We start from the raw sequence: 23,827 nt of genomic DNA on the forward strand, positions 1-23,827 counted from the left end.
TCAAACCTCGATCATTTTTGGGCGGCGGCGTTCGAACCAGATCACGATCATCAGGCGAGTCACAAAGATCGCCGTGAAGACCGAGGTGAGAATGCCCAGACCCAGAGTGATGGCGAACCCGCGTACGGGGCCGCTGCCCATGGCAAACAGGATCGTCGCCGTGATGAATGTGGTCACGTTGGCGTCCAGAATGGCCGAAAGCGCCTTTTCATAGCCCAGTTCGATGGCACGCGCTGGACCCTTGGCGGATTTAAGTTCCTCGCGGATGCGTTCAAAGATCAGCACGTTGGCGTCCACCGCCATACCGACGGTCAGAACGATACCCGCGATGCCCGGTAGGGTAAGCGTAGCCCCGATCAGTGAGAGCAGCCCGAACAGCAGGCCCACGTTCAGGATCAGCGCAATATTGGCGAAGATGCCAAACAGACCATAGCTGAGCGCCATGAACACCAACACAGCGGCAAAAGCTACCATGGTCGCGACTTTACCAGCGTCGATACTGTCCTGGCCAAGTTCGGGGCCGATCGTGCGTTCTTCCAGGAATTCCAGCCCAGCAGGCAGAGCGCCCGCGCGCAGAAGGACAGCCAGGTTTGTACTTTCTTCGACCGTGAAGTTGCCGGTGATGATTCCAGACCCGCCGGGAATATGGCTTTGGATCACCGGGGCCGAGATCACCTCGTCATCCAGAACGATAGCAAAGGGCGCGCCGATGTTTTCCAGTGTGTAGTCACCGAATTTCCGCGCGCCAGAGGTGTTGAACCGGAAACTGACTGCGGGGCGACCGTTCTGGTCAAACGAGGGCTGTGCATCGACCAGTTCTTCACCGGTCACGACGGGGGCGGACTCGATGATGTAGTAGACGCCGTCCTCGTCAATCGACGGAACCACTTCTTCTCCGATCCCCGGCACCGCATCAGGATCGGTGCCCCGACCGACAACCGGGTTGAATGTCAGCTGCGCCGTTGTCCCGATGATGTCTTTCAACTCACCCGCGCTGCCGATGCCCGGCACTTGGATCAGAATACGGTCTGTGCCCTGCCGCTGGATTGTGGGTTCGCGGGTGCCGACCTCATCGATACGTCGGCGAATGATTTCCAAAGACTGCCGCACTGTACGGTCGTCAGAGGCCAATTTCTCAGCTTCGGAAAGCTGGACGACAATCGTATCGCCCTCGGCGCGGGCCTCGATATCCGTGGCGCCTACGCCGGTCAGAGTCTGCACCTGCCGGGCTAGGCCTCGCACGACCTCAAGCGCGCGGGGCATACCTTCGGGCTGGCTGATACGCACACGAATCTCATCCGGTGCCGAGTCCTGACGGCGGATGGTGCCCACAGTCGCACGTTCATCACGCAGCGCGTCGCGGATTTCCGGCCACATCGCATCCATACGGGATTCGTAGACGTCACCCACCTGAACTTCGGCCAACAGATGCGCGCCGCCTCGCAGGTCCAGCCCGAGATTGACCAGTGATGACGGCAGCCAGTTCGGCCATTGCGCCGCCTCAGCCTGCATCTCGGGGGTGTCGACGCCAAGCTCAATCGCAGCTTTGGCGTCATTCGATTGCTCGACGCGCGTGTAAAACGCATTCGGCAGGGCCATCAGCAGGCCGATCACACAGACCGTCCAGATCAGAACCCGCTTCCAGGTATCAATTTGCAGCATTACCCTGCCTTTTCAAGGGATTGTCGCGCGAAGTTATTTCGCCGGTTCAGTCTTGTTCAGAACCTGCGCAATGGTCGACTTGACCACACGGACCTTGACGCCATCAGCGATTTCGACCTCGATCTCGTTATCGCCTTCCTTGACTTTCGCTACCTTGCCGATCAACCCGCCCTGAGTGACGACCTGATCGCCCCGACGCACGGCTTCGACCATGGCCTGATGTTCTTTCATCTTTTTCTGCTGCGGACGGATCAGCAGAAAATACATGATCGCAAAGATCAGGATCAGCGGGAGAAACTGGGCGATTGCGCCACCTTCCATGGGATATTCCTTTGTTCTGATGATGCAGAGGGCTCTCTGCAAATTTGGCGGGAACCTATGCTTTGAACCAAGGCATTGCAAGCGAAGGCCGCACCGATTGACGTATCTGTCTGCAAGGTTTCCCCGGTGACGTTGCAGATATGTTCTAGGCAGGCGGGTCTGGTCGGATATAGTTACCCAGTAGGAGGCCCAATGACTCAATCAATCCAAGCCCTTGGCCTGTTTGCCCGCCTGCTTGCCGCCGCAGTCTGGTTGGGGCTGCTTGCCGCGCCGCTGTCGGCACAGGACACCCCTGCCGAAGCACCTGCAGAAGACGATACGCAATCCGAAATATTCAAGGCGCCGGTTATCGTGGATGGCGAGACCTTGTTTCATTTGCGTGGCGCCAGCGCTTTGCCCGCAACCGAACGCGCCGCTCAGGTTCAAGACAACATCGTTGGCGTGGCCGAAGCCTCGAAAAACCCTGGGGTCACCATCACTTTCGACCAAACCGAGCTTGGGACCGAGATTCTGGCAGATGGCACCTATGTCTCGATCGTGACCGAGGCGGATGCTCATCTGGAACAGATGGCCATCGACCTGGTGACGCTGCTGCATGGCGACGCGATCCATGATGCCATTGTCTCCTACCGCGCCAGCCGCACGGATGAGGCGCGGGTGTCAGGCGCGATCGAGGCCGCCGGCTGGACCGTTGGATTCGCCGTCTTCATCACGGTCATTCTTTGGCTACATCGAAGAGTGCGGCGCAAGACACTGCGGTATGTTCAGCGGTATTTGAAGGATGTCGAGACCGCCACCGCCAAGCATGTTCAGGCCGAGGCTATCGCCGCACTGATCCGGTACGGGATGAACTTCATCCTGCTGACGATCTTCTTTTTGGGTTTCTACTATTACCTGTCCTTCGTGTTGCTGGCTTTTGCCGAGACAAGGTATTTTGCGCAGCTACTGCTGACCTACCTTACCGAGCCGGTGCTGGTGATATTCAAGGGCATCATCAGCTACTTCCCAAATCTGATCATGCTGGCGCTGATCACCTGGATCACGCTCTATATCATCAAAGGGATGCGCGTGTTCTTCGACGCGGTCGAGGCCGGTACGTTCGAGATGCGCGATTTCGAAAGCCATTGGGTCAACCCGACCTTCAACATTGCCCGGGTTGCAGTCATCCTTATCGCGCTGGTCTTTGCGGTGCCTTACATTCCCGGCTCGGATTCGGCAGCGTTTCAGGGGCTGACCATTCTTGTTGGGGCGATGCTGTCTTTGGGCGCGAACTCGGTGGTGTCCAACATGCTGGCGGGCCTTTTCGTGATCTACCGCCGCTCGACCTCAATCGGGGACCGCATACAGATTGGTGACCATATCGGCGATGTAGTGCAGATCAAGCTAATGGAGACGCATCTGAAGTCGATCAAGAATGAGCTGATCTCGATCCCCAACGCGCAGCTGATGAATTCGGACGTGGTGAACTTCTCGAAGAAAACCGATGGCAGTGGGCTTTTGCTGCACACAACTGTCGGGATTGGCTATGAGGAACCGCCTGAAAAAGTCGAGGCGATGCTGATCGAGGCGGCCCATCGAACCAAGGGCATCAAGGCCAAGCCGGAACCCTTTGTTCTGTGGACTGCACTGGCCGATTACGCGATCAATTATCAGATCAATGGCTACACCACACGCGGCAGTACCATTCCGAAAATACGCTCGGATCTACACCGCAATATCGTGGCCGTATTCAACGAGAACAACGTGCAGATCATGACGCCATCTTACATGGCTGATCCGCCTGAGCCGAAAATCCCGGCAGAAGACTGGGATGGCCATCTGGCGCATGAGGAACACGGGGACACGGATAAGTCGTAACCGGTGCTACACCCCAGCTTTCAGATGGTGCATAAGCGGCCATAGTGATTCACGCATTCAAGGATCTGAACTATGCACGACATCCGCGCCATTCGCGAAAACCCAGCCGCCTTCGACGCCGCCCTTGCGCGCCGTGGGGACGCGCCGGTGTCGTCAGACCTGCTGCGGCTGGACGAAAGCCGCCGCGCCAAAATTCTGGCCGCCGAAACCGCGCAGGCCGAACAGAACAAGGCCAGCAAAGAGGTCGGTGCCGCCAAAGGCCGCGGCGACGAGGCTGAATTCGAACGCCTGCGCGCGCTGGTCGCCGAGAAAAAGGCCGAGATCGCGCAAATGCAGACCGAAGCCAAGGATCTGGACGCTCTGCTGACAGACCAACTGATCCGCATCGCCAACTTGCCTGCTGATGACGTGCCCGAAGGCGCGGATGAGGACGATAATGTCGAAGTTTCGCGCTGGGGCACCCCGCGCGAACTGGATTTTGCGCCAAAAGAGCATTTTGAAATCGCATCCGTTCAGAACGGCATGGATTTCGAGACCGCCGCCAAACTCTCCGGCTCTCGCTTTGTGCTGCTGTCCGGTGGCGTTGCGCGTATCCACCGCGCGCTGGCGCAGTTCATGCTGGACACGCATATCAATGAAAACGAACTGACCGAAGTGAACGGCCCGGTTTTGGTTCTGTCCGAGATGATGCAAGGCACCGGCCAGTTGCCGAAATTCGGCGAGGACAGCTATCAGACCCGCGAAGGCTGGTGGTTGATCCCGACGTCCGAGGTCTCGCTGACCAACATCGTCAACGACACGATGATCGAGGAAAGCTACCTGCCCCGCCGCTATACTGCGCATTCGCTCTGCTTCCGCTCTGAGGCTGGCAGCGCGGGTAAAGACACGCGCGGAATGTTGCGTCAGCACCAGTTCGAAAAAGTCGAGATGGTCTCGGTCACGCATCCAGACAAGTCGGACGCGGAACAGAAACGCATGCTGCGCTGCGCTGAGGGTATTCTGGAAAAGCTGGGCATTCCCTATCGCACCGTGATCCTGTGCACCGGCGACATGGGCTTTGGCGCGCGGCGCACCTTTGACATCGAGGCCTGGCTGCCCGGTCAGGACACCTACCGCGAGATCAGCTCGGTCTCGACCTGTGGTGATTTTCAGGCGCGGCGCATGAACGCGCGGTTCCGTCCCGAAGCGGGTGGCAAACCGGAATTCGTCCATACACTGAACGGTTCCGGTCTGGCCGTTGGACGCTGCTTGATCGCCGTGCTTGAAAATGGTCAGAACGAAGACGGCACTGTCACGCTGCCCAAGGTTCTGGCCCCCTACTTAGGCGGCAAGCTGACGCTGCAGTTGGACGGTTCCCTGACATAATAGACCCGGTGTCGAACGCAACGCCGGTTCAAAACTACGAAAAGGCGGCGAAGGCTTACTTCTTCGCCTTTTTCTTATCCTTCTTTTTGTCTTTCTTCTTGTCTTTCTTTCTTTCGTCTTTCGCCTTGCTGGTCTTCTTGGACTTTTTGTCTTTTTTAACCTTTGCCTTTACTTTGTCCTTGGCCTTCGAGAAGACAGCCTCCATCTCTTTGCGCTTCTTGGCGGCTTTTTCCGCTTTGGCCTTGGCTTTGGCTTTCTTCTTTTCTTTGGCTGCGGCAAGCTCAGCGGCTGCCTTTTCTTCTGCTGCCTTGCGCGCAGCCTCTTCAGCGCGCTTTTCTGCGGCCGCGGCGGCCACGGTCTTGCGCACGGCTGGTTTGCGCGCTGTGGGCTTGCGGGCGGGCGCGCGACGCGTGGACGTCTTTGCAGCAACAGGTTTACGAGCAGCAGGCTTCGCTGTGATTGCTTCTTTCGCAGCAGCGATCAAAATTGCGGCACGCGCGAGGCCAACTCGTGGGACTTTAGTCAAATCAGCCGGACTGGCTTTGGCAATGGCTTCGGCCGTCTTAAAGCCATTGGCAGTCAACGATTGGCCAAGCGCTGCCCCCACTCCTTTGACGTCTGTTACTGCGGTCATTCCCGTTCCTTTCGTTAACTCCCAGATAAGCGCATATACAAAAGATATACACGCAAGTCGATACCCGATCGCGCGGTTATTGTTTTAGTTGCTATGCGCTAGATCCCCTGTCGTGTTTTTATTGGGGAATGGAACCAGACGTTTCGCATCCTCATCCCAAAGCTTCAGATTCAACGCGGCAACCGCCTCGGGGAACTTGATCCGACGGGGCGTATACTCCGGCGGCAAGTTATAATGACAAGCCCGCAACCTATATGACGGTATACGAGCATTGAAATGATGAATGTCATGCAGGGTGATACAGGCCACCGCGTGGTCGAACCACCAACCGAAATCCAGCGCTGACGACCCGTGCAGCGCGGCCAATTTGGGATCGAGGTCTGGGCGGCGATCCCAATACGTGTCTTCGAAATTGTGCTGCAAGTAGACCAGGAACACACCCAGCATCCCACCCAACAGCGAAAACACCAGCCAAACCAGAATGCCAGTAGTGCCTGCAATCAGATACAGAAGGCTTAGGAAGACTACGATGGATAGGTTGTGCAGCAGCACTCCGGTCACACCGAACCGAACTGTGTTTTTGGGCCAGCGATACCGAATGAAGTAGGTAAACAACGCGCCAACGGGCACCAAAATGAACGGATTGCGATAGAGGCGATAAAACAGCCGGGCTTTCCAGTCCGCCTCGTTCCATTCGCGGACCGTCATAGTGTGGATTTCACCCGTTTCACGATGCTCGAGATTTCCAATGCCGGAATGATGCAGATTGTGATTCTGCTTCATGACCTCGAAAGGCGCGAATGTGAACGGCGATAACCCATGGCCTGCCCATTCATTTTGCTCTCGTGTTTCGAACAGAGAATGATGGCCGCAATCGTGCTGCAAAACGTAAAGACGTACTGCCGAAAACGCAAAAACTACCCCGGATGGGACAAGGATGTACCAACGATCTACATAAGATATCGCCAGCGATAGCGAGGCAAAATATACGAAAAACGTTCCGAAATAGCTAAGTGCGGCCAACCGGTTATCCTGGACCGCGTATTGTCGAGTATATTCTCTCAGATCCATCCAGTCCGCTCCCCACGATGGCCCGGTTCAATTCGATTTCAAAATTAGATGCGGATCGCCCGCAGACAAGCAGCGTGCGAAAACAAATGCACGCTAGTGAATGCTAGCGTGCCGTTCCGGGCCTGTCACGCCCCTGCGCTGAAAATGCTGAAAATTGGCGCAGTTACGCGCGACCTTTGAGATGTTTGGCCAACGCGCCTGCGTTTTTCTTGCGCCGCCCCTTGTAGGGGTTCTTGTCACCCTGACCACGCAATGTCAGCCGGATCGGTGTGCCTGGCATGTCGAAGTCCTGACGCAAACCGTTGACCAGATAACGGGTGTAGCTGTCGGGCATCTTGTCGGGATGCGAACACATCACCACAAACCCTGGCGGTCGCGTTTTCGCCTGAGTCATATAGCGCAGTTTGATGCGGCGGCCCTGCGGCGCTGGTGGCGGGTGCTGTTCCAGCATGGCCGTCAGCCAGCGGTTCAGCGCGGCTGTCGGCACACGCCGGTTCCAAATGTCGTGGGCGCGCAGGATGGCTGCACGCAAACGCTCCAACCCGCGCCCTGTTTTGGCCGATACAGTAATCAACGGTGCACCACGCAACTGCGGCAGCAGGCGTTCGAATGACTCCTTCAGATCGCGTAGCTTTTCTTGTTTGTCTTCTTCAATGTCCCATTTGTTCACTGCGACAACAACCGCGCGGCCCTCGCGTTCAGCCAGATCGGCGATGCGCAGGTCTTGCTGTTCGAATGGTATGGCCGCATCCAACAGGACAACAACCACTTCGGCGAATTTCACGGCACGCAGACCATCAGAGACCGATAGCTTTTCAAGCTTCTCCTGCACTTTGGCCTTTTTGCGCATCCCTGCGGTGTCGAAAATCCGCATCGGAGTGCTGTCGCCGTCGGGATCGGCCCAATCAACCCGTAGGCTGATCGCATCGCGCGTAATCCCTGCCTCGGGACCCGTCAAAAGGCGATCTTCGCCCATGATCTTGTTGATAAGAGTGGATTTTCCCGCGTTCGGACGGCCTACAACAGCCACCTGCAACGGCTTGGCGGCGGTGATCAGAGGGGCCTCACCTTCGCCATCCTCGTCCAAATCGACGTCCGTTTCGGGCGTATCCTCGACCGCCTGCTCCTCCGCTGCATCCGCCAGCGGCATCAATTGCGCATACAGGTCTGTCATCCCCTCGCCATGCTCACCTGACAGGCGAACCGGTTCGCCGAGGCCCAGATTGTAAGCCTCAAGAACGCCGGCATCCGCTGCCGAGCCTTCGGCTTTGTTGGCGGCAAGGATCACATGCTTGGACCGCTTACGCAGGATCTCGGCAAACATTTCGTCGGTGGGTGTCAGTCCCACCCGCGCGTCGATCATGAACAGACAGACATCCGCCATATCCACCGCGCGCTCGGTCAGACGCCGCATCCGGCCCTGAAGGCTGTCATCGGTCGCATCCTCAAGGCCCGCCGTGTCAATTACGGTAAAGCGCAGATCGCCAAGACGCCCTTCACCTTCGCGCAGGTCACGCGTTACACCAGGCTGGTCGTCGACCAAGGCCAGACGTTTGCCCACAAGGCGGTTGAACAGTGTGGATTTGCCCACATTCGGGCGCCCCACGATGGCGAGGGTCAGCGACATGACATTTGACTTTCAAGACTCAAGATGCGCCCTTTAGCGCATCTTGTCGTCAACGGAAAGCGTGCAGTTCACCTTTGGTCGACACGACATAAAGCGTCTGGCCAGCCACCACCGGCGCTGTGGTCGCACCACCGGGAACGTCGACCTGATAGACAAGCGCCCCGTCAACAGGGTTGAAAAAGCGCAACAGCCCGTCGTTTGAGGCAACCACAATGCGCCCACCAGCCAGTATCGGGCCATAATGGGCAAAGATCGGCCCCCGACGGTTCGGCTTGTCCTTGACGAATCCCGGCAGGTCCTTGGCCCAGACGATCGAGCCATCTGCCGCGTTCAGTCGCACCAATTGGTTGCGGTCACTGATAAGAAAAACGCTGTTTCCGGCGGGCCATACTGTATCAACGGCCCCTTCCGAAGCGGTCCAGTTCCGCTCGCCCGTGCCCGCATCGAATGAGACTGTGCGGCCTGAATGGTTGCCGATGAAAATTGAATTTCCCGATACCATCGGTCCGGCAGTCACGTCGACGATCTGCGCGGCGGCTCTGCCGCGACGACCGCCCGCGACCGAGGCGTTCCAGCGCCTGATGCCACCCTTACGAAACGCAGCCGAGACATCGCCCGAGCCAAATGCAAATACGGCCAAATCTGAGGCCAGAACGGGCGCTGGCGCACCCAATACGTTTCCAACGCTTGGCGTTGCGCTCAGTTGCCATGCAATACGTCCATCCTTGATATCGATGGCCCATCCGGATTCATCTCCGGCAACCAGGTACAAAAGCCCGCCGCTGACCATGGGTGCGCCGCTGCCGGTTGCGTTCAGCCGCTTTTGCCAGCGCACCGCACCAGTTTTCGCATCCAACGCCGTCAATCGGCCAAAGCCGGATGAAACGTAAAGAACACCGTCCGAATAGGCGAGGCCACCACCCGTCGCATCAACCTCTTTCTCGTTCGGCGGAATGAGGTTCGTGCGCCAGGCCACTTGGCCCTGTGGCGTCACTGCTGCAACGTCCGCGCCGGAATCCAGCGTGTAAATGAACCCGCCAGCAACGACCGGATCCGCAGTGATCCTTTGTTTTCGGCTGTCGCCTGCCCCAATCGAGGTCGACCAAATCCGTTTTGGCGCGGAACTCAGGGCGGCGTTTGTCGTACGAAAGGCTGGCGTACCCGCGCTTTGTGCCCAGTTTGCATTCCGGTTTTGAGCCGGCAGGCTAATGGGGCTGCTGCCTTGAGTTTCAACGGTTTCGTTGTCTACTACGGGCCGAATATCTTCACGCGCGCCAGGCAGAATATCTTCGGGTTCCTGACAGGCGCTCAGCGTGAGCAGGGCGACCGCCGACAAAGGCAAGCCAAAGCGCGTGAAATACCGTGTTACCATACTTTAGAACTCGCCTGTATTTGCGTCGTGCGTCCGATTGTTCAGCCCTGTTGCGCCACGATCGGCTCGGGTTCGCCGCCCAGCGCCACGATCAGCTGCCCTGCCCGTTGCTGCAGATCAACTCCAGCCTCGGCATCCTGACGCAATGCTTGCAGGCGGTCCAGCGCCGCCTCAGTTTCACCGTCGGCCACATCGATCAAGGCAAGCTGTTCTTCGGCCAATAGGCGCAGCGGCGCGCCCGGTGTTGCCAATGCTTCGAATTGTTGGCGGCGGTCCGCCACGGGCAACGCGTCACCTTGCAGCAAAAGGGCTTTGAAGCTGGCAATCGCGCGGTAAATTTCCGGCAGGTCACCCTGTGTTGAAATCGCATTCAAACTGGCTACCGCGTCGTCCACCGAACCGGCGTCGAATTGCGAAGCGGACAACAGCATGTTGACAACCGCATCACCGCCGACGGATTCCGTTTGAACCGCCCCGAGGCCCTGGGCCCGTTCGGTCGAGCCGTTTTCCGCCAGAGCGGACAGAATCGAATCCCCCAAAGCCTCGGCCTGACTGGCATCGCGGGCCTTTCGGTATTCATTGAACGCAGCGCCTCCGACGATGGCCACAACCGCAACGACTCCGACCCAGCCCCACCGGCGCAACAGCAGGTACATGCGGTCGCGGCGCACCTCTTCGGTGACCTCATCAATAAAACTGTCGACGTCGCTCATCCCTGCCCCCAGGCTTTATGTCCGGCTTTCTGGCGCCATGTCATACCCCGGTGCCACGTTCAAGCCAAGTACCCGATTCCACACATTTGACCGGTTGCAGCCGGGTCTTGCGAAAAAAAGTGAACCGAACTATTCAGTTTAGTGTGGAAAAATCGTTGATCTGACCCCATTTCAAACCAAGTGCGCCGAAATTCCAATGGCGAAAAATCGAGGGAGAGACACTGCATGCGGTTGATTTCATTCATCAACGCAGCGTTGGTCATAGTCGCGTTGTATTTTCTGGTCTTTGAACGGGACGCCCTTTTTGCGTTCGCTGGCCGCAGCGACGAACCATCAGAGACACAGGTAGAAACGGACAACGTCGTCCCTGTTCAGGCGCAGGACGTCATTGGCGTTGTGGCTTTGCGCTCAACCGCGCGCGAGATTGGCAGCGCGGTGCAGTTGCGCGGCCAGACCAAGGCCAATCGTCAGGTCGAAGTTCTGTCTGAAACAACTTCGACCGTTTTGTCTGAACCCAAACGTAAGGGTGCCTTTGTCAAAGCGGGTGATCTTTTGTGCGAGCTTGATCCAGGTACTCGCCCCGCCAGCCTCGCCGAAGCCACTGCCGCGTTGCACGAGGCAGAAAGCCGCGTGCCAGAAGCCGAGGCTCGACTGCTCGAAGCACACGCCCGCGTGGCTGAGGCCGAAATAAACCTGAAAGCGGCGCGCAAGCTCTCAGAAACCGGATTTGGGTCGGAAACCCGTCGCATCTCAAGCGAGGCGGAAATGAGCACGGCAGAGGCTGGCATCAAATCAGCAGAAGCTGGTCTGGAAGCCACGCGCGCCGGTATTGAGGCAGCGCAGGCCGAGGTGGACGCCGCCCACCGCGAATTGGACCGGCTGACCATCGAAGCCCCATTCAAGGGTCTTCTAGAAAGCGATACCGCCGAATTGGGAAGCCTGATGCAGCCCGGCTCACTCTGTGCAACAGTCATTCAGCTTGATCCGATCAAACTGGTAGGATTCGTGCCCGAGACCGAGGTTAATCGCATCATCGTTGGCGCAATGGCCTCTGCTCAACTGGTTACTGGCCTGGAGGTTGAAGGACGCGTGACGTTCCTTAGCCGTTCGGCGGACGAAACAACGCGCACGTTCGAAGTCGAAATCACGGTTCCCAACAACGAATTGCTGATCCGAGACGGCCAGACGGCGGATATTCAGATCGCCGCTGAAGGCGTCAAGGCGCATCTGGTCCCGCAGTCCGCGCTGACGCTGAACAATGAAGGTCAGGTCGGGGTGCGTACGGTGGGCGCGCAAAACGTCGTCGAATTCATGCCGATCCTGCTACTACGCGACACCGCCGAAGGCGTTCTGGTCGGTGGTCTGCCTGAAACAGTAGACATCATCGTGGTCGGTCAGGAGTTCGTCACCCGTGGGGTGGCTGTTAACCCGACCTATCGGGAAGCATCGAAATGACTGGTATCGTCAGTTGGGCCGCGGACAGGGCCCGAATGGTTCTGGCCTTCATCGCGATTTCGATTGTGATCGGCGGCTTTGCCTATGTCAGCCTGCCCAAAGAGGGCGAGCCGGATATCGATATTCCAATGCTTTTTGTCTCGGTTCAATTTCCGGGCATCTCGGCAGAGGATAGCGAAAGCCTGCTGATCAGGCCGATGGAAACCGAGATGGCCGATCTCGACGGGCTGGACACGATGACCGCCACCGCTGCCGAAAGCTATGCGGGGATGTTGCTGGAATTCGAGTTCGGTTGGGACAAATCCGCCACCATCGCCGACGTGCGCGACGCGATGAATAGCGCGCAAGCCGATTTCCCCGATGGGGCCGAGCAGTACACGATCACCGAAGTCAACTTCTCGGAATTTCCTATCGTTATCGTAAGCCTGACCGGCGCAGTGCCCGAACGGACCATGGCCCGCGTCGCAAAAGAGCTTCAGGACGAACTGGAAGCTTTGGACTCGGTTCTCGAGGCCGGTATCGCCGGTAACCGCGATGAGCTTTTGGAGGTGATCATCGATCCCCTGCGGCTCGAGGCTTACAACGTCACTGCTGCGGAACTGATAAATGCAGTTCAGAACAACAACCAGTTGATCGCAGCGGGCGAGGTTGAAACCGAACAGGGTACGTTCTCGGTCAAGATACCATCATCTTTTAAAACGGCTGAGGATGTGTATGACCTGCCTGTCAAGGTGAATGGCGACAGGGTGGTGACGCTGGGTGAACTGGCGCAGATCAACTATACCTTTGAGGATCGCGAAGGCACTGCCCGCTTCAACGGCGAATCCACCGTCGCGCTGCAAGTCGTCAAGCGCAAGGGCTACAACCTTATCGACACCGTCGCGCTGATCAAATCCACCGTAGCCGAGGCACAGACCGATTGGCCAGTCGAGCTTCGGGCCGCTGTTGAAGTGGGCACCTCAAATGACCAGAGCCGTATCGTTGACTCAATGGTGCGGCAGTTGGAAGGCTCGGTTCTGACGGCGGTGGCATTGGTTATGATCGTGGTTCTGGCCTCTTTGGGAACGCGCGCCGCGTTGCTGGTGGGTTTTGCGATCCCAACCTCGTTCCTGTTGTGCTTCGCCTTTCTGGCAATGATCGGGGTCACAATTTCGAACATGGTGATGTTCGGCCTGATCCTTGCGGTGGGCATGCTGGTCGATGGCGCCATCGTCGTGGTGGAATTTGCCGACAAGCGCATCAAGGAAGGCGTCGGCCCGATGCACGCCTATGTCGAAGCCGCACAGCGGATGTTCTGGCCTATCGTTTCGTCCACCGCGACCACGCTCTGCGCCTTTCTGCCAATGCTGTTCTGGCCCGGCGTTCCTGGTGAATTCATGAAGATGCTGCCGATCACGCTGATCTTTGTGTTGTCGGCCTCGCTGATCGTCGCCCTGATCTACCTGCCCGTGGTCGGCGGCGTTTCGGGACGGTTGAGCCGAACATTCGATCGCAGCTCAAACTGGCTGCGCGCGCGTACGCCGTGGTGGTTGCGCGCGCTTCTGGTTCCACCTTCGCTTTATCTGATCTTTCTGGGCGCGATGCAGGTTCTGAACCCGGCTTATCTGCTGCCGCCCGAAACATTTGGTGCTTCGCTCTTTGGTGCGGCTCTGGTTGTTTTCGGCGGCTTCGCCGGGTCCGTGACACTGAGCGCCGCCAAAATCAAACGCGCACCGGACCAACATGTCCACACCGCCAAAGAACACACCCCTTTCGGTTACGTGATCAAGTTCCTCGTCGGCAATCCGATCATGCCCATTGTATCGATCATTGCAGTTGCCTTCGCTGTGGTCAGCGTCATGACAGCCTTTGGCAACAACAACCGCGGGGTCGAGTTCTTCGTCGAAAGCGAGCCTGAACAGGCGACCGCCTATGTGCGAGCGCGTGGAAACCTGTCACTGGCGGAAAAAGACCGGATGGTTCTGGCCGCAGAAAAGATCATCAGCGCGCATCCGGCTGTAATCAACGTATTTTCCTTTGCCGGTGAAGGCGGGTTGAATCAAAACAACGGTGGTGCCCAGGAACCCGCAGATACCGTAGGTCGCGTTCAGTTCGAAATCATACCTTGGGAGGATCGCCCAACCGTATCAGAACCCGTCGCCGGCGGCCGGTTCGAACGGCAGATCATTGCCCCCGAATATGATGGCGACTTTGTGCTTGATCAGTTGAATGTCGAGCTTGCCAAACTGCCGGGTATCGTGGTCGAGGTTCAACCGCTGGAACAGGGTCCGGCCTCGGCCAAACCGGTTCACTTGCGTATCAAGGGCGACGGATGGGAAGACCTGACGGCAGCGGCGGTCACTGCGCGTGAAGCCTTTGACCAGACACCCGGCCTGATCAAGATCGAAGACACCCTGCCCCTGCCCGGCATCGACTGGCAGATTGACGTAGACGTCGCCAAGGCCGGTCGATTTGGTGCCGATGTGGCGACGGTTGGCGCGATGGTGCAACTGGTGACACGCGGCTTGTTGCTGGGTGAGATGCGCCCAGACACAACGGACGAAGAGATCGAAATCCGCGTCCGCCTGCCCGATGAAGACCGAGTTCTGTCCACCCTCGATACACTTAAGGTGCGGACGCCCGATGGTTTGGTGCCGCTGTCGAACTTCGTCACCCGCAGGCCAGTGGCGAAACTGGCTGAAATCAATCGCGTGGATCAGCAGCGTTACTATGACGTGAAAGCGGATGTCGAAAGCGGTCTGAGCAAAGTTATTGTCAATGGAGCGGATGGCGTCGAACAGCGCCTTGCCGTTGTGCGCGCACTTGAAGAAGGTCAGGATCAAAGCTCGACATCGATAACCTCGCCAGAAGGCACTGTTTTCGAAGTGGTGCAACTGACAGGCGCTGAAAGCATGGACGCATTGGTCGCTGCAATCGATGGCGGTGAGGCCAGCTTTGCTCTAATCAACCCGAACGAACGGATCGCCGTACTGACCGAATGGCTGAACACCGATCCCTTCGCGAATACAATCGCGTGGGAATGGACCGGTGATCAAGAAGACCAGGCGGAAAGTCAGGCCTTCCTGTCCAGCGCGTTTCTGGCCGCCCTTGGCCTGATGTTCGTGATCCTGCTGGCGCAGTTCAACTCATTCTACAACTCGGTACTGGTGCTGCTGGCGGTGGTTCTATCCACCACAGGGGTGCTGATCGGTATGATGGTCATGCAACAACCGTTCTCGATCATCATGACCGGAACAGGCATCGTCGCGCTGGCGGGCATCGTGGTGAACAACAACATTGTTCTGATCGACACCTATCAGGAATACAGCCGCTACATGCCCCGGATCGACGCCATCGTCCGCACGGCCGAGGCGCGCATTCGTCCGGTTTTGCTGACCACACTGACGACGATGGCAGGTCTGACCCCTATGATGTTCGGCCTGTCGCTGGACTTCATCAACGGAGGCTACTCAATCGACAGCCCCACAGCCTTGTGGTGGAAACAACTGGCGACGGCGGTTGTATTCGGTCTGGGCATCGCCACGGTGCTGACGCTGATCGTGACACCGTCATTCCTTGCGCTGCGTGTTTGGGTGACCACCTATGCCGTATGGCTGTTCAAGGCAGGAGCCCGGATATCCGCGGGTCGATCCAGCCAAATTGCGCAGGACATGGCCGTTGGGAAAACGGCGCGCACCATGCAATCGACCGAGATTGTATGGGAGGACGAAGCACAGTCTGACGACACCGAAGGGCATCCGCCCGGAACCCCGCTGAGAGCGGCGGAATAGCAACCAAGGGCCGGTACTGCCGGCCCTTTGTCTATTTCAGCCGCGACCAGGTTTGATGGGCGCACAGCATGTGCTCGCACCCTTTTACGGCCAGCGTGTCTCCGGTCAGAGTCATCTGCGGCACTGCTTCGACATTGACAAGGGGCACCCAGAACTCGCCGCCGCCGTACTTACCGCCACCCTCGCTAGCGACATCCCAGAACAGTTTCTTACCAATATTCGGCGTCTGCACCTCTTTACCCGAACTGTCATAAGCCGACAGAATCTGTCCGCAGAACTTGTCACCGCACGCAGTGATCTTGACATGCGAAATCAGCTTCTTGCGGTCGGGCTCGGTCTTCCAGACGCCTTCGATTGGATCAGCCGCCCAGACCGGGGACGTGGTTGCAATGGCCAAAGCGGCGACAACAGGTTTCAACAGTCGCATCTTGACCCCTCTTCTTTTTGGCGATCCCAGGATACCACATTCCAGCGAAAGACCCGATGGGTCAGGCCGCCTGCGCGTCCGATTGCTGACGGCTCCAAAGCTGGGCATAGCGCCCTTCACGTGCCAGCAACTCGTCATGAGTGCCCTGCTCGATGATCTCACCGCGTTCCAGCACAACGATCTGATCGGCTTCGGCAATTGTGCTCAGGCGGTGGGCAATGGTGATCACCGTGCGCCCTTCACCCGCGCGGGCTAAGGCATCCTTGATGTCTTGCTCGGTATCCGTATCCAGCGCCGAGGTCGCTTCGTCCAACAGCAGGATCGGAGGGTTCTTGAGCAGCGTGCGCGCAATACCCACGCGCTGTTTTTCGCCGCCTGACAGCTTCAGGCCCCGTTCACCCACCTTGGTGTCGTAGCCTTCTGGCAAACTCAGGATGAAGTCGTGAATCTGGGCGGCCTTTGCGGCTGCTTCCACATCTTCCTGGCCTGCCCCCTCGCGCCCATAGGCGATGTTGTAACGTATGGTGTCGTTGAACAGCACCGTATCCTGCGGCACTACACCGATTGAAGAATGCAGGCTGGTCTGGCTGACATCGCGCACATCCTGCCCGTCAATCTTCAAAGCACCACCGGTAACGTCGTAGAAACGGAACAACAGCCGCCCGATGGTCGACTTGCCCGATCCGGTTGCGCCCACGATGGCCACGGTCTGACCGGCAGGGACAGTCAGTGACACGCCTTTCAGGATTTCACGATCAGCTTCATACCCGAACCGAACGTTTTCCAGGGTGACTTCACCGCCCTCCACTTTCAGATTCGGTGCGCAGGGTTTGTCGGAAACCTCGGCGGGCTGTTCCAAAAGATCGAACATCTGGCCCATATCCACCAGAGACTGGCGGATTTCGCGGTAAACCGTCCCCAGAAAGTTCAGCGGGACGGTAATTTGGATCATGTAGGCGTTGACCATCACGAAGTCACCGACCGTCAGCGCTCCATTCTGGACACCGACCGCCGCCAAAACCATGACACCGATCAGGCCACAGGTGATCAAAAAGGACTGTCCGAAATTCAGGAATGCCAACGAATAGGCCGTCTTCAGCGCGGCCCCAGCATAGGCCTTCATCGACGCGTCATATCGTTCAGCTTCGCGCGCTTCGGCGTTGAAATATTTGACTGTTTCAAAATTGAGCAGGCTGTCGATTGCGCGTTGGTTGGCCTCGGTATCCTGATCGTTCATCTCACGTCGCAGCTTCACCCGCCATTCGGTAACCGCGAAGGTGAACCAGATGTAAAGCGCGATGGTCACAGCCACGACGACCAGATACCAGACATCGAACAGCCACATCAGTATGATGGCGACCAGCAACAACTCCAGTATCAGCGGTCCGATCGAGAACAAAAGGAACCGCAGTAGAAAATCGACCCCCTTGACGCCGCGCTCGATAATTCGGCTCAGACCACCGGTACGGCGGCTTACATGATAGCGCATGGACAGTTGGTGGATGTGCTGGAACGTCTCCAGCGCCAGTGCTCGCAATGCACGCTGACCGACCGGCGCGAAAAGCGCGTCGCGCAATTGTTGAAAGCCAACGGTCATCATCCGCGCAACGCCATATGCAACGGTCAGCCCCACTGCGCCCAACGCCAACGGCGGCACACCTTCGCCCGCCAGCCCATCCACGGCGCCTTTGTACAAAATCGGCGTGTAAACCGCGATCAGCTTGGCCAGAACCAGCATCACCATGGCCAGGACGACCCTGTGCTTTACCCAGGGCTCATCGTCTGGCCAAAGGTAGGGCGTAACCTTGCGAATGGTGCGCCAACCCGAACGATGTTCGTCCGGGTCAATCTGGATCGAAGATGGTCGTCTCATCACGTACCTTAACTGCGGTCAGAGATAGGCCTTAGCCCAGAACGGGCCAAGGAGTAAGTGTCATTCGGGAATGGTAAAGATTTGCCCTGGATAGATCAGGTCAGGATCGCGGATCGAGTCGCGATTGGCCTCGAACAGTTTGACGTACAAGATCCCATCACCAAAACGATCCCTTGAAATCGCCCAAAGCGTGTCGCCCTTTTGCACTGTGACCGAACGGATCGTCGGCCCCTGCCCGTCCGAGCCTTCGGACGCTTCAGCCGCACGCAGCACTTCGACCGGCTCGCGTTTAAACGGTGTTTCCAGTCGGCTGACGACCGTTCCATCCGGGGCGACTTCGTCAACACGCAGTGTGTACACACCCGGATCAACGCCTTGGATCTGACCACGCCATTGCCCATCGTCGGCAGGTGGCGCGTCGGCAACCAGTTGATTATCCAGATAAAGTCGCACCGTTGACCCGTCCGGCACGCGCCCCGTCAATTCAACCTCGCCCGAGTTGGAATATCCAATCGTATCAAGAGCAACCTGATCCGGGCTCGGCTTTTCGGGGGTCGGCGGCTGGACCAGTTCAACGCCTTCTTCTCCGGATTTCAGAATTGCCACCTGCTGGTTCTCTGGCGCATTCGTTGCTGTCTGCTCTTCAGATGATGGCGTCGCAGTTTCCCCAACCGGCCGAGGCTCGGGTTGCTGAGTCTGAGCCACAGCGACATCCGTTCCGGCGTCTGACACGGTCTCGGGCTCGTCCGTCCTTGCGTCCGAAACGACTTCCTCGGCCTCGGTGTCTGGCGATGCTTCGTCGGGCGCCTGGGCCACCTCGGTGGTCTCGTCCTCGGGTGTGGGCTCGGGAAGGGCCGCGATCAGATAGTCGTCTGACCGCACAGCTTGCCCATCGCTGCGGGATTCCAGCACCAAACCGCGCGCGTCGCTGGCGAATGGGATCGACAGAAATTCCGCAAATTGGCCGCTGTTGTCGACCACGAAACGGTGAACCTCCAACCCGTTCAACAGCACAAAGACCTCAGCGCCCGGATCGGCATTGCCCGACAAAAGAGTGTTACCATCCGGTTCGACAAATATCTGGTCCAGAACAGGGGCAGAAGCGGCCGCGTCGTCACCCTTGTCTTGGGGCTGATCCTCGACTTCTGGAGCTGCTCCTGAGGGCTTTGGATCTGATACCTCGGCTTGCGCGGTCGAACTATCGACAGACGGTTGCGCAGTGTCCCCGGCCCCCACTGCTTCGATCTGCGGCTCAACGACGCGAACCTCGGGCAGAGCTTCCGCCTTGGGCTGTACAACTTGGTCCTCTGACGCGCTGAATATCCCGGACAGATACAGCCCCCCAACGGCGAGCAAAACCAGCAGCCCGGCGATCAGGCCCCAGACAAACGTACCCGAGCTTTCGCTTCCCGATGTGGCGTTCATTCTTTTCCTTTCACTCCGCCGCGTAAATGCTTTGTCAATCAAGCATTACTTCCGACAGTTGAGCCAATCTATCAATACCGCTATCAGGGGTCAAAACCTCAGACACAAGCCCGGAGAACGCGCCCTATGCCCCAGAAATCAATCTGTGTGTATTGCGGGTCACGCAATGGTGCAAACGCCGCTTACGCAGACGCCGCGCAGCAACTCGGGACGTTGTTGGCCAATGACGGCTGGCGGCTGGTTTACGGGGCCGGAGACGTCGGCCTGATGGGCGAAGTCGCGCGGGCGGCGCAAGCTGCCGGGGGTGACACATTCGGAGTGATCCCTGTTCACCTGTTGCAGCGCGAAGTTGGCAAAACTGACCTGACGCGTTTTGTCGTCACCGAAACGATGCACGAGCGCAAGAAGGTCATGATCATGAACGCCGATGCGGTCGTCGTCCTGCCTGGCGGTCCGGGGTCATTGGACGAGTTGTTCGAGGCGCTCACATGGCGGCAGTTGGGCCTGCACGACAAACCCATTCTGGTGATGAATGTGGACGGCTATTGGGACGCGCTGCACGCGCTCTTGAATCAGGTGATCGGCCAGGGTTTCGCCGATGCCTCACTGGGCGATTTCGTAACCTGGGTGGAAGATGCCCAAGCCGCAATGGGGAAACTTCGCGAGCTTCTGAACTGAATGCAAAACGGGCGGCTAAACCGCCCGTGCCTTAATGACTTTCCCGTCAGGCCACCGCCAGTCGTGACTTCAAGACCTTTTCGACCTTGTGCAAGGGATGGTTCGTGAGCGTTTTGTCGACCTCAGCCACTACCTTGGCCAGCACTTCACTATGCAGCCGCCTGCGTAACAGGCCCAGAACATGCGGACTGGCAACCAGAACCAACCGCTTGAATGATCCTTTCAGGCCCTTTTTGTTCAGTAAGTTGGCGACATCCTGCACGAACAGCGATTTCGCGTGGGCTTTCCAACTGCTTTCTTCAACGGCCGACTTCTGGTTGGGTCCGGTGTCGTATCGACGCCCGGCTCGGTCGGATGGCTTGGATAGCGGTGTATCGTTCTCTTCAACCGAAACAACGACAAGGTTCGGATCCTGTGCATCCGTGACATTCTCCATCACCAGCGCCTTTTCTCCGTCCGCGATGATGACCCAAGTTCCCTGTTCAAGTGCGGCCATGTTGGTCTCCTGTATAGGTTTCAAAGCCTCTCCCTCGAAAATTGAACACAACTCAACATTTGTCGTGTGGAACTGGGTCCGCACGAGGCGTGGTTGTATCATAAATTTTTGGCGGATTTCTCCTCCCGCATTGAATAGCTAAGTATTCCCTGCGGTCGTACAATAGGTCTCAGTTCGAAAGTTGACGCTTCGGCAGGTTTCCACCAGCTCTAGTCAGGACGACAGTTCGATCACAGTGATTTCCGGTGTCACGCCGAACCGCAATGGCAACCCCGAACACCCGATCCCGCCGGAAACCACCAAGTCGCGCCCATTCTCGCGCATATGTCCATATGCATATCGATTTCCGAAGCGCGAGGGTACGTAAGGCGCCCAACCAAAAAAATTTATCTGCCCACCATGCGTGTGGCCGGACACCGTTAAAACGACCTGATCGGGAACGTCGGGAAATACATCCGGCTCATGCGCCATCATGATAACCGGGGCTTCATCGGTGATTTGCTCCATGGTTGCTGGCAAATCATCGAGGCCCCGAAACTGCCCGCGCCCCAGCCGGAACGCGCGTTGATCTTCCAACCCCGCCAACCAAAAACCCGCTTCCTCAAGCTTGATTGCCGCGTTCGACATTACGGGTATTCCGTTCTGTTTGAGCGCTTCGGCGTAGATGTTAGGCCGGCCTTTACGCTCTCGCGCGGCTTTGTCTTCGCACCAATCATGGTTCCCTAAAACGGCATGCACACCTAGCGGTGCTTCAAGGTCAGCCAGAATGAAAGCCAGCTCGTCCGGGTAAACCTCGCGGGTCTCAAACTTATGGCCCCGCGCAAAATCTCCCAATAACAGGATAAGGTCCGGAGCGATCGCGTTTGTGCGCCGGACGATCTGTCGAACCCGCCTGCGCCCAACAAACGGCTCTCCGACATGCAAATCAGAGACTATGGCAATCCGAACTGGCTTGGCCGTCCAATCGTCGCGCCGAATGTGCCATCGGCGGACACGAAGCCCCACAGATGGTTCGATAAAATAACTGTAGCTGGACCGAAAAAGGCCTGCTCGCTTAAGTGCCAGCAGGCCTTTGAAAAACCTTCTTCGGTTCAACCGATCACATCCGCGAAGCGACGTTTTCCCAGTTCACCAGATTGTCGAGGAAGTTCGACAGATAAGCAGGGCGCTTGTTGCGGAAGTCGATGTAGTAGGAGTGCTCCCACACGTCACAACCCAGCAACGCGGTCTGACCAAAGCACAGTGGGTTCACGCCGTTCTCGGTTTTGGTCACAGCCAGCGAGCCGTCAGCGTTCTTGACCAGCCACGCCCAGCCCGAACCGAACTGACCGGCACCAGCAGCGCTGAACTGCGATTTGAACTCGTCAACCGAGCCAAAGCTTTCGGTCAGCGCCTTCTCCAACTCGCCGGGCATTGCATTACCGCTAGGGCCCATCATCTCCCAAAATTGGTTGTGATTCCAAAGCTGGCTGATGTTGTTGAAGATACCATTCTGGGCGACGGCATTGGCGTCATACGTGCCGACAATGATCTCTTCCAGCGACTTGCCGTCCCACTCGGTCCCCGCAATCAGCTTGTTGCCGTTGTCGACATAGGCTTTGTGGTGCAGGTCGTGGTGATATTCCAATGTTTCCGCGGACATGCCCTTGGCTGCCAGCGCGTCATGTGCATAAGGAAGATCAGGAAGTTCAAAAGCCATCTCGGCCCCCTGTTGAAATGAATGTTATGGTTCCAAAGGTTAAATGCTTTGGCGCGGGCCATAGGTCAAGGGCAGAGACAAGAAAACCCGGAGGTCCGCGATGCTGACACAGGCGCGCAAGATGTTTTACCGCGCTCGCGGATATTATTCGGGCAACCTGAACGGCGAACCCTTCCGCCTTGACCCCTATCATTCCAAGTTCTGGCGCAAGGCGTCGGCAGGGGAATGGGAGCCCGAGACCTTTGCCGTGTTGGATCAATTTCTGCGTCCGGACGCCGATTACATGGACATCGGGGCGTGGGTTGGGCCAACCGTACTGTATGGTGCGCGGAAGGCGAAGCATGTTTGGTGTTTCGAGCCCGATCCCACGGCCTTTCGCCATCTGGCCTGGAATCTGGACCTGAACGACATTCGCAACGTGTCCGCCTTTGGCGTCGCTTTGTCAGTTACGTTTGGTGTGGCCCGCATGGCATCAACGCGGGGTGAGCCCGGAGACTCGACCAGCTCTCTTTTGCACGACGGGGTCCATGGAACCGACGCGCTGACCATTGCCTGGGAACAGTTTGAGCAGGTAACAAACCTGTCCTCGGTATCGCTGGTCAAAATGGATATCGAGGGCGCGGAATACTTCGTTTTGCCGACGCTGATACCCTGGCTCAAGCAACAGCGCCCGCCCCTTTTTCTATCCCTGCACGCGCCGCTGCTGGATGTGGCAGAGCGGCGGGATCGAACAAAATCCCTTTTGGAAAACCTGTCTTTCTACACCCACATTCTGGATGAAAATTTGCAGCCGGTCACGATCGAGTCCTTTTGGACTGATGAGGCCCTATTGCGGTATCGCACAATTCTTCTGCACAGCTAAGTCCGGAAACGTAAATCTCGCATTGCGTGTATTTTTTGTCTTGCCCTACATTCGAAACTTTGCTCGGATTGAATGATCTGAAACACGGGAATATTGTTAAATTGAAGTATCTTGTGATTGTGGGGCTTGTTGCCATGGCTTGGCAGCCCGCAGCAGCCGCGACTGTTGAATACAAATGCGAAATGACCAAGCGAGACAATTATGGGTGGATTGCGCCAGAGTATTATTTTCAAATCGACGAGGATACTGGTTCGGCGCTTGCGTTAAGTCGTCATTTTGACTGGACGAAGGCAAAACTGAAAAAACGCAAACCGTCCAACTATCGCATGTTGTGGAATGTCACTTTGAAAACCAGCGAAGGCCCCAATTTGCGCGTCAAATATCAGGCCAACATGGATATGCAGGACAATGGCGTGACAGTGCGCGCCAGTTTTGCCCATGTCAGTGCCTCGAACAAACCCTTCGGAACAGGAACCTGCGAGATCGCCGGCCCCGAGACCCGAGGGTGAGGAACCCAACA

The 23,827-nt window shown here is 57.5% G+C and carries 20 protein-coding genes; 7 read left to right on the forward strand and 13 right to left on the reverse strand.

Features of this window, described 5'->3' with window-relative positions; genetic code table 11:
- Both secD and yajC read right to left on the reverse strand, forming a co-directional pair.
- Positions 1 to 1,662 carry a protein translocase subunit SecD gene (gene secD, locus ACR0CR_RS03230; RefSeq protein ID WP_480596679.1) on the reverse strand — a complete coding sequence of 554 codons (1,662 nt, stop codon included), beginning with the start codon at positions 1,660 to 1,662 and terminating at the stop codon, positions 1 to 3.
- Positions 1,663 to 1,695: 33 nt separating this feature from the next.
- On the reverse strand, positions 1,696 to 1,983 hold the full coding sequence (yajC, locus tag ACR0CR_RS03235) for a preprotein translocase subunit YajC (protein WP_480596681.1): 288 nt from the start codon (positions 1,981 to 1,983) through the stop codon (positions 1,696 to 1,698).
- A gap of 192 nt (positions 1,984 to 2,175) precedes the next feature.
- Here yajC and ACR0CR_RS03240 point away from each other — a divergent pair, with 192 nt between their 5' ends.
- Positions 2,176 to 3,840 (forward strand): mechanosensitive ion channel family protein, encoded by a 1,665-nt coding sequence (locus ACR0CR_RS03240; protein WP_480596683.1) that lies wholly within the window; start codon positions 2,176 to 2,178, stop codon positions 3,838 to 3,840.
- Positions 3,841 to 3,912: 72 nt separating this feature from the next.
- A complete protein-coding gene (gene serS / locus ACR0CR_RS03245; RefSeq protein ID WP_480596685.1) occupies positions 3,913 to 5,205 on the forward strand; it encodes a serine--tRNA ligase in 1,293 nt (430 codons plus the stop codon).
- Between the two features lie 55 nt (positions 5,206 to 5,260).
- Here serS and ACR0CR_RS03250 read toward each other — a convergent pair whose 3' ends face one another.
- The 5 genes from ACR0CR_RS03250 to ACR0CR_RS03270 all read right to left on the reverse strand — a co-directional run bounded on the left by ACR0CR_RS03250 (position 5,261) and on the right by ACR0CR_RS03270 (position 10,622).
- Complete coding sequence (locus tag ACR0CR_RS03250) at positions 5,261 to 5,839, reverse strand: helix-hairpin-helix domain-containing protein (RefSeq protein ID WP_480596687.1); 579 nt, start codon at positions 5,837 to 5,839, stop codon at positions 5,261 to 5,263.
- 84 nt (positions 5,840 to 5,923) lie between these two features.
- Positions 5,924 to 6,910, reverse strand: coding sequence for a fatty acid desaturase (locus ACR0CR_RS03255; protein ID WP_480596689.1), 987 nt, complete (start codon positions 6,908 to 6,910; stop codon positions 5,924 to 5,926).
- 163 nt (positions 6,911 to 7,073) lie between these two features.
- On the reverse strand, positions 7,074 to 8,537 hold the full coding sequence (gene der / locus ACR0CR_RS03260; RefSeq protein WP_480596691.1) for a ribosome biogenesis GTPase Der: 1,464 nt from the start codon (positions 8,535 to 8,537) through the stop codon (positions 7,074 to 7,076).
- A gap of 49 nt (positions 8,538 to 8,586) precedes the next feature.
- Positions 8,587 to 9,909 carry a PQQ-like beta-propeller repeat protein gene (locus tag ACR0CR_RS03265; RefSeq protein ID WP_480596693.1) on the reverse strand — a complete coding sequence of 441 codons (1,323 nt, stop codon included), beginning with the start codon at positions 9,907 to 9,909 and terminating at the stop codon, positions 8,587 to 8,589.
- A 41-nt stretch (positions 9,910 to 9,950) separates the two neighbouring features.
- Entirely contained in the window at positions 9,951 to 10,622 is a 672-nt protein-coding gene (locus ACR0CR_RS03270; protein WP_480596695.1) for a hypothetical protein, read from the reverse strand.
- A gap of 225 nt (positions 10,623 to 10,847) precedes the next feature.
- On the opposite strand from ACR0CR_RS03270, the gene ACR0CR_RS03275 reads away from it, so the two are divergent.
- Positions 10,848 to 12,077, forward strand: a complete 1,230-nt coding sequence (locus ACR0CR_RS03275) for an efflux RND transporter periplasmic adaptor subunit (protein ID WP_480596697.1) — start codon at positions 10,848 to 10,850, stop codon at positions 12,075 to 12,077.
- Positions 12,074 to 15,847, forward strand: a complete 3,774-nt coding sequence (locus tag ACR0CR_RS03280) for an efflux RND transporter permease subunit (RefSeq protein WP_480596698.1) — start codon at positions 12,074 to 12,076, stop codon at positions 15,845 to 15,847. The genes ACR0CR_RS03275 and ACR0CR_RS03280 overlap by 4 nt, the downstream gene beginning before the upstream one ends.
- 31 nt (positions 15,848 to 15,878) lie before the next feature.
- Here ACR0CR_RS03280 and ACR0CR_RS03285 read toward each other — a convergent pair whose 3' ends face one another.
- The 3 genes from ACR0CR_RS03285 to ACR0CR_RS03295 all read right to left on the reverse strand — a co-directional run bounded on the left by ACR0CR_RS03285 (position 15,879) and on the right by ACR0CR_RS03295 (position 19,572).
- Positions 15,879 to 16,274, reverse strand: a complete 396-nt coding sequence (locus tag ACR0CR_RS03285; protein ID WP_480596700.1) for a DUF2147 domain-containing protein — start codon at positions 16,272 to 16,274, stop codon at positions 15,879 to 15,881.
- 61 nt (positions 16,275 to 16,335) lie between these two features.
- Positions 16,336 to 18,147 (reverse strand): ABCB family ABC transporter ATP-binding protein/permease, encoded by a 1,812-nt coding sequence (locus tag ACR0CR_RS03290; RefSeq protein ID WP_480596702.1) that lies wholly within the window; start codon positions 18,145 to 18,147, stop codon positions 16,336 to 16,338.
- A 60-nt stretch (positions 18,148 to 18,207) separates the two neighbouring features.
- Positions 18,208 to 19,572, reverse strand: coding sequence for a LysM peptidoglycan-binding domain-containing protein (locus ACR0CR_RS03295; RefSeq protein WP_480596704.1), 1,365 nt, complete (start codon positions 19,570 to 19,572; stop codon positions 18,208 to 18,210).
- Between the two features lie 126 nt (positions 19,573 to 19,698).
- Here ACR0CR_RS03295 and ACR0CR_RS03300 point away from each other — a divergent pair, with 126 nt between their 5' ends.
- The gene (locus ACR0CR_RS03300; RefSeq protein ID WP_480596706.1) at positions 19,699 to 20,250 is read left to right on the forward strand and encodes an LOG family protein; all 552 of its coding nucleotides are present in this window, start codon (positions 19,699 to 19,701) and stop codon (positions 20,248 to 20,250) included.
- Positions 20,251 to 20,296: 46 nt separating this feature from the next.
- On the opposite strand, the gene ACR0CR_RS03305 is transcribed toward ACR0CR_RS03300, so the two are convergent.
- The 3 genes from ACR0CR_RS03305 to ACR0CR_RS03315 form a co-directional block, all read right to left on the reverse strand.
- Entirely contained in the window at positions 20,297 to 20,746 is a 450-nt protein-coding gene (locus tag ACR0CR_RS03305; protein WP_480596708.1) for a baeRF12 domain-containing protein, read from the reverse strand.
- Positions 20,747 to 20,959: 213 nt separating this feature from the next.
- Positions 20,960 to 21,751 (reverse strand): metallophosphoesterase, encoded by a 792-nt coding sequence (locus tag ACR0CR_RS03310; RefSeq protein WP_480596710.1) that lies wholly within the window; start codon positions 21,749 to 21,751, stop codon positions 20,960 to 20,962.
- A gap of 94 nt (positions 21,752 to 21,845) precedes the next feature.
- Positions 21,846 to 22,445, reverse strand: coding sequence for a superoxide dismutase (locus ACR0CR_RS03315; protein WP_480596712.1), 600 nt, complete (start codon positions 22,443 to 22,445; stop codon positions 21,846 to 21,848).
- 100 nt (positions 22,446 to 22,545) lie between these two features.
- Between ACR0CR_RS03315 and ACR0CR_RS03320 the strand changes: the two genes are divergently transcribed.
- Positions 22,546 to 23,307, forward strand: coding sequence for an FkbM family methyltransferase (locus ACR0CR_RS03320; RefSeq protein WP_480596714.1), 762 nt, complete (start codon positions 22,546 to 22,548; stop codon positions 23,305 to 23,307).
- A gap of 134 nt (positions 23,308 to 23,441) precedes the next feature.
- A complete protein-coding gene (locus tag ACR0CR_RS03325; RefSeq protein ID WP_480596716.1) occupies positions 23,442 to 23,816 on the forward strand; it encodes a hypothetical protein in 375 nt (124 codons plus the stop codon).
- Positions 23,817 to 23,827 lie beyond the last annotated feature (11 nt).

The sequence above is a fragment of the Ruegeria sp. AM2 genome, assembly GCF_056540685.1.

Coding starts and splice junctions, on each gene's coding strand:
- secD (WP_480596679.1), bottom strand. CDS start 1,662: ATGCTGCAAATTGATACCTGGAAGCGGGTTCTGATCTGGACGGTCTGT.
- yajC (WP_480596681.1), bottom strand. CDS start 1,983: ATGGAAGGTGGCGCAATCGCCCAGTTTCTCCCGCTGATCCTGATCTTT.
- ACR0CR_RS03240 (WP_480596683.1), top strand. CDS start 2,176: ATGACTCAATCAATCCAAGCCCTTGGCCTGTTTGCCCGCCTGCTTGCC.
- serS (WP_480596685.1), top strand. CDS start 3,913: ATGCACGACATCCGCGCCATTCGCGAAAACCCAGCCGCCTTCGACGCC.
- ACR0CR_RS03250 (WP_480596687.1), bottom strand. CDS start 5,839: ATGACCGCAGTAACAGACGTCAAAGGAGTGGGGGCAGCGCTTGGCCAA.
- ACR0CR_RS03255 (WP_480596689.1), bottom strand. CDS start 6,910: ATGGATCTGAGAGAATATACTCGACAATACGCGGTCCAGGATAACCGG.
- der (WP_480596691.1), bottom strand. CDS start 8,537: ATGTCGCTGACCCTCGCCATCGTGGGGCGCCCGAATGTGGGCAAATCC.
- ACR0CR_RS03265 (WP_480596693.1), bottom strand. CDS start 9,909: ATGGTAACACGGTATTTCACGCGCTTTGGCTTGCCTTTGTCGGCGGTC.
- ACR0CR_RS03270 (WP_480596695.1), bottom strand. CDS start 10,622: ATGAGCGACGTCGACAGTTTTATTGATGAGGTCACCGAAGAGGTGCGC.
- ACR0CR_RS03275 (WP_480596697.1), top strand. CDS start 10,848: ATGCGGTTGATTTCATTCATCAACGCAGCGTTGGTCATAGTCGCGTTG.
- ACR0CR_RS03280 (WP_480596698.1), top strand. CDS start 12,074: ATGACTGGTATCGTCAGTTGGGCCGCGGACAGGGCCCGAATGGTTCTG.
- ACR0CR_RS03285 (WP_480596700.1), bottom strand. CDS start 16,274: ATGCGACTGTTGAAACCTGTTGTCGCCGCTTTGGCCATTGCAACCACG.
- ACR0CR_RS03290 (WP_480596702.1), bottom strand. CDS start 18,147: ATGAGACGACCATCTTCGATCCAGATTGACCCGGACGAACATCGTTCG.
- ACR0CR_RS03295 (WP_480596704.1), bottom strand. CDS start 19,572: ATGAACGCCACATCGGGAAGCGAAAGCTCGGGTACGTTTGTCTGGGGC.
- ACR0CR_RS03300 (WP_480596706.1), top strand. CDS start 19,699: ATGCCCCAGAAATCAATCTGTGTGTATTGCGGGTCACGCAATGGTGCA.
- ACR0CR_RS03305 (WP_480596708.1), bottom strand. CDS start 20,746: ATGGCCGCACTTGAACAGGGAACTTGGGTCATCATCGCGGACGGAGAA.
- ACR0CR_RS03315 (WP_480596712.1), bottom strand. CDS start 22,445: ATGGCTTTTGAACTTCCTGATCTTCCTTATGCACATGACGCGCTGGCA.
- ACR0CR_RS03320 (WP_480596714.1), top strand. CDS start 22,546: ATGCTGACACAGGCGCGCAAGATGTTTTACCGCGCTCGCGGATATTAT.
- ACR0CR_RS03325 (WP_480596716.1), top strand. CDS start 23,442: ATGGCTTGGCAGCCCGCAGCAGCCGCGACTGTTGAATACAAATGCGAA.